The following is a 17,407-nucleotide window of genomic DNA, read 5'->3' as shown; positions in this document are numbered from 1 at the left end:
GCGGTGCGGGATACGGCAGGACCGGCGAATGCGCCGGCAGACGAGCCTCTCGAATGGGGGCGACAAGATCTCCGCACCCCACCGGGCGACATGGTTCCGGAAATACGCCAGACCCTTCCCGACGCGTCGCGCCTTCTGCACCCGGGATGTGGCTAGATCGGGAAGCGGCCGCGGCGCCACCGCCAGTTGCGGCCGGCCCTCAGGTGGTCGATGATCGCGCGCTGGAGCACGGTGCGACGCGGCAACCGCTCGAGGGGCGTGGTCAGGGTGCGGAACACGAACCGCAGCACCTCGACGTCGGCGTCCAGACCCTCCGGCTCCTCGTAGGGCTCCAGCTCGAACCTCCGCTGGAACCGGACGATGTTGGAGTCCTCGGGCAGGTACTCCCGCAACTGCGGGTCGAGGAGCCACGAGCCGCAGGAGAACGCCGTGTAGCGCTCGCCGGGAAAGTGGCGGGGGAAGAACGCGCGGGCCTCGTCGAGCGACACCGCGACCGCCTCCGGCGTCATCGGCCCCGACTCCGGGATGTGCAGGCCGATGGCGGTATCGCCGCGCTGGTACTGCAGCCGGCCCAGCTCGTAGACGGCGCCGCGCGCGTGCAACGTCAGCCAGCTCTGCATGACCGGCCAGCCCTCGCCGTGCATCCTCCGGTCGATCGCGAGGTTGCGGCCCACGTCCGCCAGGGCCGCCCATGACACGGCATCGGCGATGCCGTGGTCGCGGTGATACCCCCTGACGACGTCGACCAGGGCCAGGTACGCGTACACGTAGAGATGCCGCCAGGCGGGACCCCGTTCACGCGGCAGCTCCGGACCGGGCGGCAACCAGCCGTGGCCCCCGAGATCCGCGCGGACCAGGGCGATCGAACGGTCGAGCAGCCAGCGCAGCTCCGGAGTCCACAGCGCGGAGCCGGGGTCGGGCCAGCCCGCCATGATCTCGGCGGCATCGTCCGGCCGCACCGCGAGCCGGTCGAGGATCGCGGGCGCGTCGGCTTTGGCCGGTAGCGGAGCCGACGGGCGGTCACCGGCGAGCCGGTGCACCCGGTCGACGTCCTCGACGGGCACCCCGAGCCGGGCGGCGGTCTCGTCCAGATCCACGCAGACGATCTTACCGACCGGTGGGGCCGGCCCTCCAGCCGCCGGTTCAGTGCGAACAGCACGCGTTCCATGTCCGTGGTGGAGCCTCGTCCACCGGTGGCCTCGGTGATCATCGCGGCGATGTCCGAGCGCTTCCGCAGCGCGTCCAGCGGCAGCCGGACAGCCGGGGAAGGCGGCGCCGCCGTGCCCACCGCCCAGAGCGCCATCAGGGTGTCGAAGAAGATGGCACCGTACGCGCCCAACGTGGACGCGGGCCACCAGACGACGAGCGTTCCCGCCGCCGACGCGGCCGCGACGGCCCGCAGTGCGGGATGGATCTCGGGCAGGCTGCGCTTCCGCTCCGGACTCCGACCAGGGGACGTTTCACCGGCCGTTGCCCATGATTCTCTCCGTCTCGGCGAGCAGCCGCCCGATGTAGTCGCGGGCTCCGCCCGCTCTGGTCAGCGGTGCCGCCTGGCCCGCCCACAGGTTCACCAGATCGGCCAGGCCGCGGCGGCCCGCCTCCCGGCGCAGGCCCAGCATCAGCGTGTTCTGCACCGGGTAGGGCGGCACCTCCGCCTCGAAGGCCGCCATCTCCCGGACGAACCGGTTGGGGATCGCTCTGGCCAGGCGTCCGGAGAACAATCTGGTGAGCACGGTGACCCGGGCCGCGGGGGTGTGCAGGGCGGCCTTGTGCAACGTGCTCGCCCCCGACTCCTGGGTGGCCAGGAAACCGGTGCCGATCTGCACGCCGTGCGCGCCGAGGGTGATCGCCGCGGCGACGCCGCGCCCGTCGGCGATCCCGCCCGCGGCGATGACCGGGACCGAGACGGCGTCGGCGATCTGCGGGACGAGGGAGAACGTGCCGACCAGTGATTCGCCCACGGGCCGCAGGAAGGCGCCCCGGTGCCCTCCCGCGTCGCTGCCGGAGGCGACGATCGCGTCCAGTCCCGCCTGTTCCAGGGCGATCGCCTCGTCCACGGTCGTCGCGGTGCCGATCGTCGGGATGCCCTTGCGCCGGGCTTCGGCCAGGACCCGTGCGGGTGGGACGCCCATGGCGAAGCTGAGCACCGGGGGACCGGCCGCGAGCAGCGCGTCCGCCTGGTCGTCGAAGTCCTGCCCGGCCGGGTGGCCGGCCTCGGGCGCCGGCAGGCCGAGTTCTTCGAAGTAGGGCCGGAGCCGGTCGACGTCGGCCGGTGTCGCCCGCAGTTGCGCCTCGCCGGGGTGGGGAACCCAGAGATTGACCGCGAAGGCTCGGCCGGTGGCCGCCTTGAGCGCGGTCACCAGGCCGGTGAGCTCGTCGGGAGTGAGGATGTGCCCGCCGTAGGACCCCAGGCCGCCCGCCTCGGACACCGCCGCCGTCAGCGCGACGGACGACAGGCCGCCGCCGAAGGGGCCCTGCACGATCGGGTGGTCCAGGCCGAGCAGCCGCTCCAGCCTGCCGCTGGACCATGCGGGAGTGTGCGTGCGCATCAGGCGGCCGTCCCGTCCAGGGCGCGGCGGCCGGAGGCGAGCCGGAGCGCGGTCTGGGCGACCCGGCGGCCCAGGTGCTCTGCCGTGCGCAGGTCGGCGAGGGAGGGGGCGGCCTCAGGGCCCGCGTCGGAAGGCGACTGCGCCATCGCGCCCAGGAAGCCGCCGAGCCGGTTGAGGTCGTCGTCGCGGCCGTCGGCGCTGTACAGCCAGCCCGGCGGCAGGCCCAGGGTCACCCAGGTCATGCCGTGCTGGGCGGCGAGGAGCGCCATGGAGGTGAGCGTGTTGAGCTTGTCGCCGTTCACCCCGGCCGAGTTGGTGAAACCAGCGGCGATCTTGTCACGCCAGCCCATGTCCGCCCAGATCTTGGCGCTGGCCTCGGCGAAGGCCTGGAAGGCGGCCGACTGGCTGCCCATGTAGGTCGGAGAGCCGAAGATGATGGCCTCGGCCCCGCTCAGTCCTTCCCACAGCCCGTCGGTCAGGGAGGTGACGTCGTGCAGCTCCGCCCGCACGCCGGACACGGAGTGCGCGCCGTCCGCGGCGGCCCGCGCCTGGCGCGCGGTGTGGCCGTAGCCGCTGTGGTAGGCGACGGCGACAGTGATCAAGTCAGGCATGATGCCCTTTCTGGTTCGCAGGTGCAGAAGGAGCTTATAGACGACCGGTCAACTATGTCCAGTTATAGTTGACCGACCGTATACTTCCGGTCATGGGACGATCGAGCACCGCCCGCGAACGGCTTCTCGACGCCGCCTGCGAGCTCATGCTGAGCAGGGGATACGGCAGCATCGGAGTCGCGGAGATCTGCGCGCGCGCCGATGTGCGCAAGGGCAGCTTCTACCACTTCTTCGAGTCCAAGCAGGCGCTGACCATCGCGGTCGTCGATGCCCACTGGCAGGCGCAACGGTCGGCCTGGACCGCCGTCCTGCGCGAGCCGGTTCCCGCGCTCGACCGGCTGGAGCGGCTCTTCCGCGAGCAGGTGGAGGGACAGCGCCGGACCAAGCTGACCGCAGGGGCGGTGCACGGCTGCCTGCTGGCCAATCTGGCGCTCGAGCTGAGCCAGCAGGACAGCCCGGTCCAGGAACGCCTGGAGGAGATCTTCGCCGAACAGGTCGACCTGGTCCGAGCCGCCCTCGACGACGCGGCGCACGAGGGGGCCATCCCGCCGCCGCGGCCGAGCACGGCCCGCTCACTGGTGGCCCAGTTGGAAGGGCTGGTCCTGTTCGCCAAGCTGAGCAACGATCCGGAGATCCTGAACGATCTCTGGGAGCAGGCCAGGCTTCTGCTGGGCGTGGCCGACGACCTCTCCCCCACCGCGTAGACCGGCCGCACCGGCTCCCGCCCCTCGCGCTCACGGCGCTCCAGGGCGGCCTTCCCCACTTGACCTTGGCACGGTGACAAGTACTTCACTGTCGCCTGTCGCCGAGGAGGCGGTCCCGATGCCGTGCCGGAACAGGACGTGGCGTCGGCCGGTCCCGCTCCCCGCCCAACCGCGACCCTGAGGGCGGCCGGACACCGCGCAGTCTTCGTTTCAGCCGGTACGGCGGGCCATGCCGCTCGCGCCCCTCTCCCGGGTGGAGGCCGCGGCATCGGCATACCGCGAGACTCCAGCTGATCCTGTAGACGGTGAAACCCACCCGGACGGTGTCAACGGGTGGGGCCCGATGATACGGACCGCTGGGATTACGAAGGATCGTGGTGAGCTCTGCCCACCAGACACACCAGGCCGGTCGAGCGGGAGGTCCGGCCGGTCAGCGCGGTGGCCGCAAGGCCGCACGCCTCCATGGCCGGTGCCACCGCAGCGACGATCTCCTTCACCCGTCCCTCGTCCGGCGGCTCCCAGCACAGGTGGAGGCTCCCACCGGGAGCGAGCCAGCGGCGCAGGGCGCCCAGTTCCCGTACAGGGTCCCGGGTCCAGAACAGGTTGACGTTGATGGAGAAGATCCGGTCGAAGGAGCCGTCCGGGAACGCGGTCTCCTCCAGCGCGGCCGCCAGGAAGTCCGCCCTGCCGGCCGCCACGTGCCCGCTGTTGCGCTGCGCGGCCGCCGCGACGGCGGTGTCCGACCGGTCGATCGCGGTGAGCGATCCCTCCGTGAGGCGGTCGAGGACGAGGGCGGCCGCCAGGCCGCGGCCGCATCCGATCTCCAGGACCCGATCGGACGGCGTGAGATCCAGTGTCCCCACGGCCCAGGAGATCCGCTCGGGTATCGATTGTCCGGTCATGGACACATGATCGCTGAAATCGCGACTCGATGATCAGTCGTGCCGCTTGAGCGGCTTGGCCACGCCCCGGGCGGCACAGCCCGTACGACACCACGGCTCAGCCGGACCCTACGGGTTCGACCGGAGCACCCCGTCAGCGGTCAAGGGTGAACGATGCGGTGACCTTCGACGGCCGGAGCCCCGCGGAGCGGCCAGCAGGGCGAAGCGATGGGCGTAGGCCGTCAGCGGACGGCCGTGCGCCATGTCCTCGTGGAGGACATGCAGGCGGGGGGCGTAGCGGTCCACGTCGAAGTCCGGCACCTGCCACGAGACGAGCGGATAGCCCTCAGTGGCGGCGGTGCGAGGCGGCAGCGGCGCCAGGCCGGAGAGGAACTCCCCGCCTCCCGTGCCCAGATCCAGCAGCGAGGGTGCGCCGGTCAGGCACCCGCGCAGAAGGACGCCACGATCCCGGCCGGAGACGCGCGGCGCTCTCGTGGCACTCTGACGGCATGACATCGGCAGACCCGCCCCTCCTGACCTTCGGACACGGGACGGCGGACCGGTCGCGGATCCTGGAGGCGCTCCACGGCGCGGGAGCCCGCCTGCTCATCGATGTCAGACGTTTTCCCGGCAGCCGCCGCCATCCGCATGTCACCCGGGACGCCCTGGCCCGGTGGCTGCCGGCCGACGGCATCGCGTACCGGTGGGAGCCGCGACTCGGCGGCCGGCGCCGTGTGGTGCCGACGGAGGCCTCGCCCGACTCCTGGTGGCGGGTCGAGGCCTTCCGCGCCTACGCGGCCCACTGCCGGTCCCAGGAGTTCGGTGAGGCGATGACGGCCCTGCTGGACGAGGTGAGAGCCGCCAGGCCGGGGGTGACGGTGGTGATGTGCAGTGAGACGTTGTGGTGGCGCTGCCATCGGCGTCTCATCAGTGACGTGGCCGTGCTGGTCCACGGCCTGCCCGTCGAGCACCTCGGCCATGACGGGCGGCGGACCCCGCACCCGCCGTCGGCCGGGGCACGCCTCACCGCCTCCGGCCTCGTGTACGACCGGCGGCGGTGACCGCCGCTGTGAAGCCTCAGGGCATGATCAACCGGTCGTTCCGTGCGTGCCCATGCCCCGCCGGTCCGGGCCCGGCGGCTCGCGGTGCGCGTTCAGGCCGGGGCCGGCCTGCGGGCACCCCGCGGCACACCGCCGGGGATCGGTCAGCCCGGGGCGAGCGGGTCGGCGAACTCCAGCAGCCCTTCCCGGATCAGGCGTTCGATGAGGACCAGTTTCCCGTCGTCATCGAGGCCTGCGGGAAGCTGCGCGGCGCAGACGGCCGCGCCGCCGCACAGGATGCGCAGCGGCGCTTCGGTGAACGCGGGCAGGGCGAGCGCCGTACGCCCGAAGGACAGCAGGAGGCGGTCACCCGACCGGCTCATGCCGACCCGGTCCGGCCGTTTGGTCCGGACCATGGTCGTCAGCGTGACCTGCTCGCCGTGCGTGAGCCGCGTCAGCAGCCCGCGCAGCGGTGCGCCGCGCGGCCGGTCGATCGCGGCGACCTGGTGGTCGAGGGCACGCCGGACGCGTTCGGTGTCGACCAGCCGCGCCGCCAGCATCGCCAGGGTGCCGGCGAGCCGGTCCTCGTCGAGAGCGGCGCGCCCCAGTCGCGGGGCCACCGATCGCCGGAAATCGGCGTCGGTCCGCTCGAGCTCGTCCAGCACGCGGTGCAGCAGCCAGGACCAGGGGTAGGGGGTGATGCCGAGGGTCAGGTGCACCGATGCGGCATCGGTCGCGATCCCCTGGTGGACGAAGCCGCGGGGGATGTACAGCAACTCCCCCGACCGCAGCAGGACCTCGGTGACCGGGCCGGTCGGGGCCGCGCTCCCGTCGTGCATCGCGGGGGTCGGCAGCTGCACCGGCGGCGGCTGGACGCGCCAGTTCTTGGCGCCGGCGAGTTGCAGGAGGACCACGTCGTGGGTGTCGAAATGCGTCGGGAAACCCTGCGCGTCGGCCGGGGTGAGATAGGCGTTGGCGTGCACGCGCACCCCGAAGAACGCCGACAGCTCATCGCACAGGCCGCCCACCGCGGGCAACGCTTCGTGGACCCGGTTCAACGTGATCGACGCACCGTGGCGGTACAGCGTCAGCACGCGTTCCACGTCGATCTGCACGAGCGGCTGCCCGCCGCCCGGACGCAGGTAGTCGCCGGGTGCCAGGACGTGCCCGTCCCGGGTCAGGCACAGGGCGTCGGAGCGGTGGGAGCCGGTGGCGTAGGCGACGGTCAGCAGCTCGTCGAGGTCCTCGACCGACACCAGCGTGGGCAGCAGTTCCTGCAGGGCGGGGTTGTCGGCGCGGCGGACGTGCAGGTGGTCCTGCTCCCAGACACGCGAGAAGAACGTCTCCAGGTCGTGTGGATACAGCAGTTTCTCCAGGATGCTCATCGTCGTGGCACCTGCCCGCCCGGTCAGCCGAACGGGTTGAGGTCGCCGATGTCGACACCGTGCGGGGTGAGCGGGTTCCAGTCGGAGCCGGGCCCGCGGTTGCCGTGGTTGCCGAACGGCGGCAGCATCTCCTGATCACCCATGATCTTGTACATGGCCGTCATCGCCTGGTGCATCGACCGCAGCGTGTCCACCGGGACGGGGACGTGCGCGGACGCCTCGGCCTCGCGGTTGCCGTCCACCAGTTCCTGGGCCTGGCGCAATGCGCCGAAGAAGAAGTCGCCGTTGTCCCTGAAGTAGTCCTGGATCTCTGCTTTGGTGAGAGACCGCTGCTCCGGTTCGGACATGTTCATCCTCCTGGGCGGACCCGGCCGGTTACCGTCGGTGTCCTACCGAGCACCGTAACCGAGGTTCGGCGCCGCGTCGATGCCCCATCGAAGCGCCTGACCGGCCGGTCCGGCCGGACCTTGCCGCCGGCTCTCGGCTCGCCGGGGTGCCCGGGCACCAGGCGGATGCCGAGCCAGGTCCTTCCGTCCCGGCGGCGGCCGAGGTGGCGGGTGAGCGGGCACGCGCGTCCGGCGGCGGTCGGGGGCGTCGGCGCGCCGGTCCGCCGCCGGGAACGACGGTTCAGCGGGGCCGGTGGCCCTTCCCTCCCCGGCCGGTCTGCGTGCCCCGGCGACCCGAGCCGCCCGGGGCGGGACTCCTCTGCTGCTTCCGCGCCTTCTGCGGGGCAGGGGCGGGGGTACGGCCCCGCGAGCTGTTCACCGTACGCCCGCGGACGATACCGATGAAGTCCTCCACCAGTTCGGTCGTCGCCTCCGTGGGCCAGGCCAGCGCGATCTGCGACTGCGGAGTCTCCGCGACCGGCCGGGAGGTCAGGTCCTTGCGGTGGTGCAGGCGCGCCAGCGACTGCGGGACCAGCAGCAGCCCGGCCCCCGCCGCCACCAGCTCGATCGCCTCCGCCGTCGTGTCCGGGCGCGTGAAGGCCGGCAGCCCCGGCAGGGCCGTCCACTGGAGGGTGTCGTCCATCGGATGGAGCACCTCGTCGTCGGCGAGATCGGCGACGGCCACCTCGTCGGCGGCGGCCACCAGGTGATCCTTCGGCACCACGACCACGGTGGTCTCGACATAGAGAGGAATCACGCTGAGCCCTTCGCGGTCCACGGGCAGCCGCACGAACCCGGCGTCGGCGCCGCCGTCGTGCAGGAGCCGCACCGCCCCGGCGGCGGCGACGGGGACCAGGGTGAGCGGCACGTCGGGTACACGCTCGGCCCAGACGCCGGCCCATTTGGCGGGCGTCACCCCGGGTACGTAAGCCAGCCGGAACTCTCTGTCAGTCACCTCCTCAGGGTACCGATGTCAGGGGAAGCGGCTTCGCGCCATACCCTTGGCACCATGACCAAGCTCAAGACCACTCAGACGATGAAGCCCGCGACCGCGGCCAAGAAGCTGGGTGTGCTCCTCTCGGCCACTCCCGCCGAGTTCCAGGAGGGAGTCGTCTCCAGGGATGAGCTGAACGCGCTGCAGGCCACTCCGCCGGCCTGGCTGACCGAGCTGCGGCGCAACGGACCGCACCCCAGGCAGGTCGTCGCCGTGAAGCTGGGCGTCTCCAACTCCGGCCTGGCGAGGGGCGGCATCACCGGGCCGCTCACCAGCGCCGAGATCGACGCCATCAAGGCGGAGGACCCCGAGTGGCTGAAGCACGAGCGGTCGGTCCAGGCCGAGGTGCGCAAGGAGGCGCAGCGCCGCAAGGAGCGCTAGCCGGCCTATCCGGCCGATGGGGCCGGCGGTCCGCCCCGGTCCGGTGGGCCGGCGGCAGCCGGTCCGCCGGTGTCACGGTGAGCCGTCGGCGGTCGGGAGGGTGAAAGCGAAACGGGCGCCGCCGCCGGGGTTGTCGGCGGCGGTGACGGTGCCGCCGTGGCGCTCGACGATCCGCTGGCAGATGGCCAGGCCGAGCCCGGTACCGGTGTAACCGGCGGCGGCCCGGTGGAATCCGGCGAAGATCGCCTGATGTTCACCCGGAGGGATGCCGATGCCGCGATCGGCGATCTCGACGCACACCCGGCCGTCGCCGGTCCGCGCTCCGGTGATGTCGACGTGGGCGGCGTGCCCGGGCGGGGTGTATTTGATCGCGTTGCCGATCAGGTTGGTCAGCAGCTGGCGGATCATGGACAGGTCGGCCTCGACGGTCGGCAGCGGGCCGATGTACACCTGCGGCTCGGGCGCGGAGGCGGTGGAGCGGGTCGCGCTGCGGTGTTCCTCGACGATCTGGTCGGCCAGCGTGGTCAGGTCGATCTGGACCGGGACGAGGGTGGCGTCGCGGGCGGTGGCGTAGGTGAGCAGGTCGTCGATCAGGTGGCCCATCCGGGCGGAGGCGGTCAGCGCCCGTTTCAGCAGGTCGGCGGGTTGCTCTCGGCCCGGCTGGCCGGCCAGGGCGTCGTGGGCCAGTTCGGTGAAGCCGCGCACCGCCGTCAGCGGGGCCTTCAGGTCGTGGGCGACGACGCCGGCGAACATCTGCAGCTCGGCCTCGCGCCGCCGGGTCTGCTCGTACAGCCGGGCGTTCTCGACGGCCACGCCTGCGGCGGTGGCCAGTGCGACCACCACGGCCTCGTCCTCGTCGGTGAACGCCTCGCCTCCGGCTTTCTCGGTCAGGTACAGGTTGCCGAACACCTCGCCGCGCACCCGGATGGGCATGCCCAGGAAGCTGCGCATCGGCGGGTGCCCCTCGGGGAAGCCGTAGGAGTCGGCGTGCTCGGCGAGGTCGGCCAGCCGCAACCGCTGAGGCTTCCTGATCAGCAGCCCGAGCAGCCCCTCACCGTGCGGCCAGTGATCCACCTGGGCTATCTCCTCGGCGCTCATGCCCACCGGGATGAACCGTTCCAGCGTGCCGCCCGGGCCGATCACGCCCAGCGCCCCGTAGCGGGCCTCCACCAGCGTGGTGGCCGTCTCGGTGATCCGCCGCAGCACGGTCTCCAGGTCCAGGTCACTGCCGATCGCGATCACGGCCTCCAACAGGGCGTGGACCCGGTCGCGGGCGGCCAGCACCGCCTTCAGCCGGTCCTGCAGCTCGGCCAGCAGGTCGTCCAGCCGCATCGGAGGGATCAACGGCTCATCCACGCCCGTGCTCCTTGCCCTGGTCAGCGGTGACCTGCCTGCCTACCTGAGTGTTGGTGTTCCCCCGTCTCGTGGAAACAAGAGCATCCGCCGGCCGCGCTTCCGCATGCCCTCGCCAGGCGGGCCTTCCCCGTGGATTCTGCGCCCGCCCGTGTGCCGGACCGTCCGGAGCGGCGGTGAGCTCCGCAGCCGGTCATCTCCGCCCTACCGCCGTCAGCGCTCGTTCGCTCATGTCACAGGGGGCCGGGTCACGTCGTCTTAGGGGGTGTAGCCACTGACGACCACAGAGGAGCACACCATGGATGCACGGCTGGACTACTTCGCCTCCCCGACCGCCGGCAAGATCCTCAAGCACTTCATGTCGGCGGGCAAGGCGCTCAAGGAATCACCGCTGCCGGTCGCGACGCAGGAGCTGGTGGCGCTCCGCGTCAGCCAGATCAACGGCTGCGCCGTCTGCATCGACATGCACGCCAAGGAGGCCGCCTCGGCAGGTGAGACCCCGGTGCGACTCAACCTGGTGGCGGCCTGGCGGGAGGCCACGGTCTTCACCGAGGCCGAGCGCGCCGCGCTGGCACTGGCGGAGGAGGGGACCCGGGTCGCGGACGCGGCCGGTGGGGTCAGCGACGAGGTGTGGGCGCGCGCCGCCGAGCACTACGACGAGGAGCAGCTCACCGCCCTGGTGGTCCTGGTCTCCTTCATGAACACGGCGAACCGGCTGAACATCATCACCCGGCAGCCGGCCGGCGACTACGAGCCCGGGCGGTTCCGCTGAACGGCATGAGCGGCCGTCCCGGGGTCCGGCTGCGGGCCCCGGGACGCGGAGGGCGTCACTCCGTCCATCCGGTGGCCCGAATGATCGTCAGAAGACGTCCGCGGCGGCGCGCACGGCAGGATGGAAGGCGTCAGAGGGGATGGCCGGTGTGAACAAGGTCGAGGAGTTCGAGGATCTGCGGCCGCTGCTGTTCTCGATCGCCTACCGGATTCTGGGCAGTGTGGCCGAGGCCGAGGACGCGGTGCAGGAGACATGGCTGCGCTTTGACGGCTCGGCGACCCGACCTGTGTCGGCCAAGGCTTTCCTGTCGGCCGCGGTGACGCGGATCTCGCTCGACGTGCTGCGTTCTGCGCGGGTGCGGCGGGAGGAGTACGTGGGCCCGTGGCTTCCCGAGCCGCTGCTGAGTGATCCGTACCAGGATCCGGCGCGGTCGGTGGAGCTGGCCGACTCGGTGTCGATGGCGGCGCTGCTGCTGCTGGAACGGCTCAGCCCGCTGGAGCGGGCGGTGTTCGTGCTGCGGGAGGTGTTCGGCTTCGGGTTCGGCGAGGTCGCCGCGGCGGTGGGCCGCTCGGAGGCGGCGTGCCGGCAACTGCTGGTGCGGGCGCGGCGGCACATGGAGGCCGGGCGGCCACGCTTCGAAGCGGTCCGCGAAGAGCGGGAGGAACTGGCGTCGCGGTTCTTCGACGCCCTGCGCGAAGGTGACATCAGCGGCCTGCGGGAGCTGCTCGCCGCCGACGTGACGATGGTCGGCGACGGCGGCGGCAAGGCCCCGCAGCTGGCCAGAGCCGTCAGCGGTGCCGGGAACGTGGCCCGGCTGCTCGCCTCCTTCCTCCCCCTGATGGCCCGGGTCGGCGTGACGTTCGAGCCGCACGAGGTCAACGGTCGGCCGGGCGCGGTCTTCCGTGACCGGGACGGCAAGGTGCTCTACATCCTGGCGCTCGATGTCCTCGACGGGCGGATCCAGACGATCCGTTCGGTGATCAACCCCGACAAGCTCGGGCATCTGGGCCCGGTGGCGGACGCCTGGGCGGTCGGCCGCGAAGTACGGCAGGCACGCCGGCCCGCGCGACAGCCGGCCGCACCCCGGATCCCCTCCGCGGAGCCCACCCCTCCTCCGGCAGCGGACCCGCGGCTTCCCGCCCTCCCCCACGATCTTCCGCGCGGGTGAACACCGCTCCCCCGCCGTCGGCTCCGGCAGGCGGCCGTCCGCCTGCGGACCTCTTGATCTTCGCGGCGCGCCGACCGCCGAGCGGCAGGAACGGCATGCGGCCCCGCCCGAGCCGGTCCCTCGCCCGTGCTCCGACGGCCGGCGAGCGGGGGAACCGGCGCGGCCGTTCCGGATCGTGCGGGAAGGCCGCGGGTCAGCGGGGTACCGCGCGCACCCACTCGCGGTCGCCGTCGAGGAACCCGGAGAGCGTCAGACCGGCCCGGCCGAGCTCACGGCCGAGACGGTCGTCGTCGAGGCGGCGGCTGACGAAGGTGTGGGTCCAGCGCCGTTCGCCGACGACGTACTCCATGGTGGCCTTCAGCAGGCCGGGGCCGGGGCGGCTGATGTCCTTCATGCGGACGGTGCCGCCGTCGCCGGTCCGGCGTTCGGACGGCCGGACGGTGTCGTACCACTCGGGGGGCTTGCGCTGCAGGATCACGCAGCCGTCGTCGGCGACGTGGCGGCGGCAGGTGTCCAGGAACGCCGCGCGCAGGTCGTCGTCGGCGGTCTCGACGACGAACGACATCAGCAGCACCAGATCGAAGGTCCGGGACAGGGCCAGGGACTGGATGGGTGAGCAGACGGTCTCGGCTCCGGTGATGTGGGCGAGCATCTCGGGAGACTCGTCGACGGCGACGACCTCGTGCCCGAGCTCCAGCAGGGGACGGGTGATGCGTCCGGCCCCGGCGCCGAGTTCGAGGATGGCCGCCCCGGGCGGGACGGCGGCATGGATGAGTCCGGGCTCGCCGCCCGCGGCGAGGGTGGCGTAGTAGTCGACCGCGCAACCGTCAGGGGTGATCGGTCCCGGTCCCGTGCCGTGGTAGATCTCCATGCCTCCTAGTCTGGACGCCGCGGGCGGCCGGAGCGCGGACGGAACGCGGACGGAACGCGGACGGGCGTCCGGAAGGCGCGCGGCGGCCCGTGCGGTCCGGTGGCCGGGACGGGACCGTGCTCCGCATCGACGGCCTTCCGGACGGCGAGTGGGCTCGTCGCGGTCACACGGTCACGTGCGGCGGCACCGCCCTGCCCGAGTCGAGCTCCAGACGGGAGCCGGTGAAGGCGTCCCGCATGCGCCGGTCGTGGGTGACGATGACGAGCGAACCCGGGTAAGCGGTCAGAGCGTCCTCCAGGTCGTCCATCAGGTCCGGGGACAGGTGGTTGGTGGGTTCGTCCAGCAGCAGCAGATCGGTCGGTTCGCTGATGATGCGGGCGAGTTCGAGCCTGCGGAGCAGGCCTGGGGAGAGGGAGCGGACCGGCGAGGCGAGCCGGGTGGCGCGGAACAGCCCCAGCGCGAGCAGCGCGTCGGCGTGCTCGGCCGGATCTCCCGGCCGACCCGCCGCGAACGCCTCCAGGACCGTGCCTTCGCCGTACACCGTGCCGTCGTGCTGGCGCAGATGCCCCACGCGGGGCACCCGGCGGACCGTGCCGGCGTCGGGGGCGAGCTCGCCGGCCAGGACGCGCAGGAGCGTGGTCTTGCCCGCCCCGTTGGGTCCGGTGACCAGCAGCCGCGCTCCCGGTTCGATGCGCAGCGATTCGACGTGCAGGCGCTCGCCGACCCGCACATCGGTCAGCTCCACGAGGGGGCCGGTGATGTCGGCGGCGGTGGCGTGCGCTCTGGCGTGGGGGGTGAACCGCAGGGGAAGCGGCGGCGGCGGAACAGGGTTCAGCCGGAGCCGTCGCAGCCGTTCACGGGCGCCGCGTATCCTGCTCATCGCGCCGTGCGCCCGTGATCTGGCGCGGAACGCACCCGCCCCGCTGAAGGCGGCCGGCGCCTTGCGCGGGATGGCGGCCAGCCGCTTCGCATGGGAGTCGGCCAGTCCTTCCTGGCGGGTCACCTCGGCGCGCCACTCCTGGTGCTCTCGCGCCCAGCGTGCTCTGGCCGCCGCCTTGGCCGCCAGGAATCCGGTGTAGCCGTTGCCGTAGCGGTGCACGGTGCGCAGATCGTGGTCCACCTCCACGATGGTGGAGGTGATCCGGTCCAGGAGAAGCCGGTCGTGGGTGACCATGATCAAGGTACCCCGGTGGTTCCGCAGGTGGTCCTCCAGCCAGGCGACGGCCTGGTCGTCGAGGTCGTTGGTGGGTTCGTCGAGGAGCAGCACCTCGGGAGCCGCGGCCAGGGTCGCGGCCAGCGCGAGCCGGGACCTCTGCCCGCCCGACAGGGTGCCCAGCGGGCGGTCGCGGTCCAGTCCGGGCAGGCCGAGCGCGTCCAGCATGATCTCGACCCGGGTGTCGGCCTGGTATCCCTCGCGAGCCTCGAACAGGGCGACCAGGTCACCGTAGACGGCCAGTCCGGCAGGTGCGGCATCGCCCAGGTCGAGCTCGGCCCGGCGTATCCGGCGCTCCAGATCACGCAGGTCCGCCAGCGCGAGATCGACGGCGTCGCCGACGAGGGCGGTTGCGGGCAGATCCGAGGTCTGGGCCAGATAACCGACGCCACCGGGCGCCGCGACGGTGACGGAGCCGTTGTCTGGGCGGCTCCGTCCGGCGATCAGGCGCAGCAGAGTGGACTTCCCGGAGCCGTTGTCGCCGATCACCCCGACCTTCTCACCGGGCTTGACCGTGAGGGAGACCTCGTTCAGGACGATCGTGTCGTCATACCGCTTGGTGACGCCGGATAGGACGAGCCGGGTGTCGGACGAGGGATGAGCGGTGCGCATATGAGCGACCTCCTGATGTCGGGACGGCGGTCGGACGGTCGTGGGCGGAGTCGGCGGTCCGGTGGTTCCGGTGACGGAGAGGCCGGTTCCGGGGCCGGCCAGTCGGTGGTCTCCGGGGGATCCGGGGATACGGCATGTCCGGGGTGCGCACATGCAGTGCTCCGATTAATCGCCCCTATCGAGACGAACCGTTCCGTCTCGACGGAGACGATAACGGCTTGCCCTCATCCCGTCAAGACGGTCCGTCTCGTCTGATTCGTTGCGCGGCCCGACGGCACCGAGGATTCCCGGGGCCGGACCTTCCCGGCTCCCCGTCACCGGGCGGCGGAGCCGGGCTGACGGAGAGGCCGGCGCGGCTGCGTGATCCGACCGCCGGCCGGGCCGATGGTGACCGGCGCGCTCGTCGCCCGGATCCTGCTGGTGTCCGCCCTGCTGGTGGCCGGCACCTGGCTGCTGTTTCAGGGGGAGCTGGCCGACGGCGCCGCCTTCGAGCAGGCCCGCACCGCCGCGGTCAACCTCTTCGTCCACGGTGGCGTGCCGTTCCGGCGGTACCGCCGCTGGCGGTCCAGGCGTAGCAGGCGCGACGGCCGTCGCGCCGCACCCGCAGACACCCCTTCGCCGACGAGGCCGGCGACGACGGCCTGCACCGCGCGCAGGGCGTGTCGACCCGGAACGAGCGGGCGCCGAGCCGGCGACACGGCCTCCTCCGTCCCGCTGCCGCAGGATGGCGCATGTGAGCATGGAGGCATGGCGGAGACGATGACGGCCTGGGCGGTGCGCCGGCCCGGCCCCATGGCAGCGGGCCCGCTGGAGCGGGTGCGGTTGCCGGTCCCGCAGCCGGCTCCGGGCGAGGTGCTGGTCGAGGTCGAGGTGTGCGCGGTGTGCCGTACCGACCTGCACCTGGCCGAGGGAGACCTGGCTCCCCGCCGCCCGGGTACGGTTCCCGGGCATGAGGTGGTGGGGCGCGTGGCCGCCCGCGGTCCGGGAGCCGACCGGTTCGCCACCGGCGCCCGGGTGGGGGTGGCGTGGCTGCGCTCCGCCTGCGGCGCGTGCCGCTACTGCCTGCGCGGCGCCGAGAACCTCTGCCCGGACTCGCGCTACACCGGCTGGGACGCCGACGGCGGCTACGCCGAGTACCTGACCGCGCCGCAGGACTTCGTCTACGAACTGCCCGCCGATCGGCCCGCCGAGGAACTGGCGCCGCTTTTGTGCGCGGGCATCATCGGCTACCGGGCGCTGCTGCGCGCCGAGCTGCCGCCCGGCGGGCGGCTGGGCATCTACGGGTTCGGCGCCTCGGCCCACCTGACCGCCCAGGTCGCGCTCGCCCAGGGCGCCACGGTGCACGTGCTGACCCGCGCCGAGTCCGCCCGGCGGCTCGCCCTGCAGTTGGGGGCCGCCTCGGCGGGTGACGCCTACGGCGCCCCGCCCGAGCCGTTGGACGCCGCGATCCTGTTCGCACCGGTCGGCGATCTGGTGCCGGTGGCGCTGTCGGCGTTGGACGCCGGTGGCACGCTGGCGGTGGCCGGGATCCACCTCACCGACGTCCCGGTCCTGAACTACGCTGAGCATCTGTTCCGCGAGCGCACCCTGCGCAGCGTCACGGCCAACACCCGCGCCGACGGCCGCGCCCTGCTGGAGCACGCCGCCCGGCACCCTCTGAGCGTCACCACCGTCGCCTACGGGTTGGAGGGGGCCGACCGGGCCCTGGCCGACCTGGCCGCCGACCGCGTCACCGGTGCCGCCGTCCTGCGCGTCGGCGGCTGAAGCTCCGTCGCGGACGGTCCCGAAACGAGTACATCGTCGCAAATCGGGCGAGAAGGACACCCCTCCGCAGAGGGAATCGCAGGTGAGGAGCGGCAGGGCAGGGAAAGCGTTTCCCAGTGGATATGGCGCGCCGCCGCGCGGCGGCATCGCTCATCCGGGCCCTATCCTAAGGAATAACCTCTGAGTTCTCGAGTTGCTCTCCCGGCCATCCAGTCCCAGGACCAGGGCATTCTCCGTGTAGAGCACGTCGCTCTGGCGATTGAGGACGTCTCGGAATCAGTGATGCTCCTCTCTTGTCGCTGAGGTTTTTGTAGCGGCGGTGAAGTCGAGGAGTTGCGTGCCGGCCCCGGTCGAGGGGGCTCGGCCCGACGCTGAGTGCCGCGCTGACAGAGAACACCTGCTCACGTGGGGGCAGCTCCGTACACCAGCCTAGGCACCTCGGCCGCTCGCCAGGCCGGGCCGACCGCCGTCGTCGGGTTCCCGGTCATCGCCCGGTGTCGCTCCGGGACCGGCTGACCGTAGACGGCCTTGGGCTCCGGCGAACCCAAGGGTGCATAACCTCCCAGGCCACCCCAGCGGTCCAGCGTCGGCCCTTGGGTTCGCGGGAACTCTGGGCTTTCTGGAGGGGTGGACAAGATAAGCGTCAAAGGGGCACGCCGCAGGTCCTGGGTTCCGCAGCTAATCAGGGTTCTGGGCCACGGGTGAGGGTGTAGGTGCTGGTCA

At 72.3% G+C, this 17,407-nt stretch carries 15 protein-coding genes and 2 pseudogenes; 6 read left to right on the top strand and 11 right to left on the bottom strand.

The genetic code is table 11. The features are described from left to right. Positions 1-152: 152 nt before the first annotated feature. From IEZ06_RS28595 to IEZ06_RS28585, 3 genes are all read right to left on the bottom strand, one after another. Positions 153-1,097 carry an acyltransferase domain-containing protein gene (locus tag IEZ06_RS28595; RefSeq protein ID WP_189239785.1) on the bottom strand — a complete coding sequence of 315 codons (945 nt, stop codon included), beginning with the start codon at positions 1,095-1,097 and terminating at the stop codon, positions 153-155. A 363-nt stretch (positions 1,098-1,460) separates the two neighbouring features. Beyond that, the gene (locus IEZ06_RS28590) at positions 1,461-2,549 is read right to left on the bottom strand and encodes an NAD(P)H-dependent flavin oxidoreductase (RefSeq protein ID WP_189239784.1); all 1,089 of its coding nucleotides are present in this window, start codon (positions 2,547-2,549) and stop codon (positions 1,461-1,463) included. Beyond that, positions 2,549-3,151, bottom strand: coding sequence for a flavodoxin family protein (locus tag IEZ06_RS28585; RefSeq protein ID WP_373293955.1), 603 nt, complete (start codon positions 3,149-3,151; stop codon positions 2,549-2,551). The genes IEZ06_RS28590 and IEZ06_RS28585 overlap by 1 nt, the downstream gene beginning before the upstream one ends. Positions 3,152-3,252: 101 nt before the next feature. Between IEZ06_RS28585 and IEZ06_RS28580 the strand changes: the two genes are divergently transcribed. Further along, positions 3,253-3,864, top strand: coding sequence for a TetR/AcrR family transcriptional regulator (locus IEZ06_RS28580; RefSeq protein ID WP_189239782.1), 612 nt, complete (start codon positions 3,253-3,255; stop codon positions 3,862-3,864). A gap of 362 nt (positions 3,865-4,226) precedes the next feature. Here IEZ06_RS28580 and IEZ06_RS28575 read toward each other — a convergent pair whose 3' ends face one another. After that, the gene (locus IEZ06_RS28575) at positions 4,227-4,766 is read right to left on the bottom strand and encodes a class I SAM-dependent methyltransferase (protein WP_189239781.1); all 540 of its coding nucleotides are present in this window, start codon (positions 4,764-4,766) and stop codon (positions 4,227-4,229) included. A gap of 488 nt (positions 4,767-5,254) precedes the next feature. Between IEZ06_RS28575 and IEZ06_RS28570 the strand changes: the two genes are divergently transcribed. Continuing rightward, positions 5,255-5,806 (top strand): DUF488 domain-containing protein, encoded by a 552-nt coding sequence (locus tag IEZ06_RS28570; protein ID WP_189239780.1) that lies wholly within the window; start codon positions 5,255-5,257, stop codon positions 5,804-5,806. A 143-nt stretch (positions 5,807-5,949) separates the two neighbouring features. Here the strand turns inward: IEZ06_RS28570 and IEZ06_RS28565 are convergent, their stop codons facing one another. The 3 genes from IEZ06_RS28565 to IEZ06_RS28555 form a co-directional block, all read right to left on the bottom strand. Further along, positions 5,950-7,170 carry a cupin domain-containing protein gene (locus IEZ06_RS28565; protein ID WP_189239779.1) on the bottom strand — a complete coding sequence of 407 codons (1,221 nt, stop codon included), beginning with the start codon at positions 7,168-7,170 and terminating at the stop codon, positions 5,950-5,952. Between the two features lie 23 nt (positions 7,171-7,193). Beyond that, positions 7,194-7,517 (bottom strand): hypothetical protein, encoded by a 324-nt coding sequence (locus IEZ06_RS28560; RefSeq protein ID WP_189239778.1) that lies wholly within the window; start codon positions 7,515-7,517, stop codon positions 7,194-7,196. A 280-nt stretch (positions 7,518-7,797) separates the two neighbouring features. Continuing rightward, on the bottom strand, positions 7,798-8,511 hold the full coding sequence (locus IEZ06_RS28555; RefSeq protein ID WP_229798822.1) for a LysR family transcriptional regulator substrate-binding protein: 714 nt from the start codon (positions 8,509-8,511) through the stop codon (positions 7,798-7,800). Between the two features lie 54 nt (positions 8,512-8,565). On the opposite strand from IEZ06_RS28555, the gene IEZ06_RS28550 reads away from it, so the two are divergent. Further along, entirely contained in the window at positions 8,566-8,931 is a 366-nt protein-coding gene (locus IEZ06_RS28550; RefSeq protein ID WP_189239777.1) for a DUF5997 family protein, read from the top strand. A gap of 72 nt (positions 8,932-9,003) precedes the next feature. On the opposite strand, the pseudogene IEZ06_RS36755 reads toward IEZ06_RS28550, so the two are convergent. Both IEZ06_RS36755 and IEZ06_RS36750 read right to left on the bottom strand, forming a co-directional pair. Continuing rightward, a pseudogene (locus IEZ06_RS36755) lies at positions 9,004-9,627 on the bottom strand (sensor histidine kinase); the annotation flags it as partial. Positions 9,628-9,686: 59 nt separating this feature from the next. Next, positions 9,687-10,263: pseudogene (locus IEZ06_RS36750) on the bottom strand (GAF domain-containing protein); the annotation flags it as partial. Positions 10,264-10,582: 319 nt separating this feature from the next. Between IEZ06_RS36750 and IEZ06_RS28540 the strand changes: the two are divergent. After that, positions 10,583-11,056 (top strand): carboxymuconolactone decarboxylase family protein, encoded by a 474-nt coding sequence (locus IEZ06_RS28540; protein WP_189239775.1) that lies wholly within the window; start codon positions 10,583-10,585, stop codon positions 11,054-11,056. 148 nt (positions 11,057-11,204) lie between these two features. Continuing rightward, positions 11,205-12,224 (top strand): RNA polymerase sigma-70 factor, encoded by a 1,020-nt coding sequence (locus IEZ06_RS28535; protein WP_189239774.1) that lies wholly within the window; start codon positions 11,205-11,207, stop codon positions 12,222-12,224. 193 nt (positions 12,225-12,417) lie between these two features. On the opposite strand, the gene IEZ06_RS28530 is transcribed toward IEZ06_RS28535, so the two are convergent. Further along, complete coding sequence (locus IEZ06_RS28530; protein ID WP_189239773.1) at positions 12,418-13,095, bottom strand: class I SAM-dependent methyltransferase; 678 nt, start codon at positions 13,093-13,095, stop codon at positions 12,418-12,420. Positions 13,096-13,258: 163 nt separating this feature from the next. Next, positions 13,259-14,920 (bottom strand): ribosomal protection-like ABC-F family protein, encoded by a 1,662-nt coding sequence (gene abc-f / locus IEZ06_RS28525; RefSeq protein ID WP_189239772.1) that lies wholly within the window; start codon positions 14,918-14,920, stop codon positions 13,259-13,261. 360 nt (positions 14,921-15,280) lie between these two features. Between abc-f and IEZ06_RS28520 the strand changes: the two genes are divergently transcribed. Beyond that, a complete protein-coding gene (locus IEZ06_RS28520) occupies positions 15,281-16,684 on the top strand; it encodes a zinc-binding alcohol dehydrogenase family protein (RefSeq protein ID WP_373293954.1) in 1,404 nt (467 codons plus the stop codon). The last annotated feature ends 723 nt before the right edge of the window (positions 16,685-17,407 follow it).

This window comes from Planomonospora antibiotica (assembly GCF_014647955.1).
GTDB classification, from domain to species: Bacteria; Actinomycetota; Actinomycetes; order Streptosporangiales; family Streptosporangiaceae; genus Planomonospora; species Planomonospora parontospora.
This window is presented reverse-complemented; position numbering and strand designations above follow the sequence as displayed.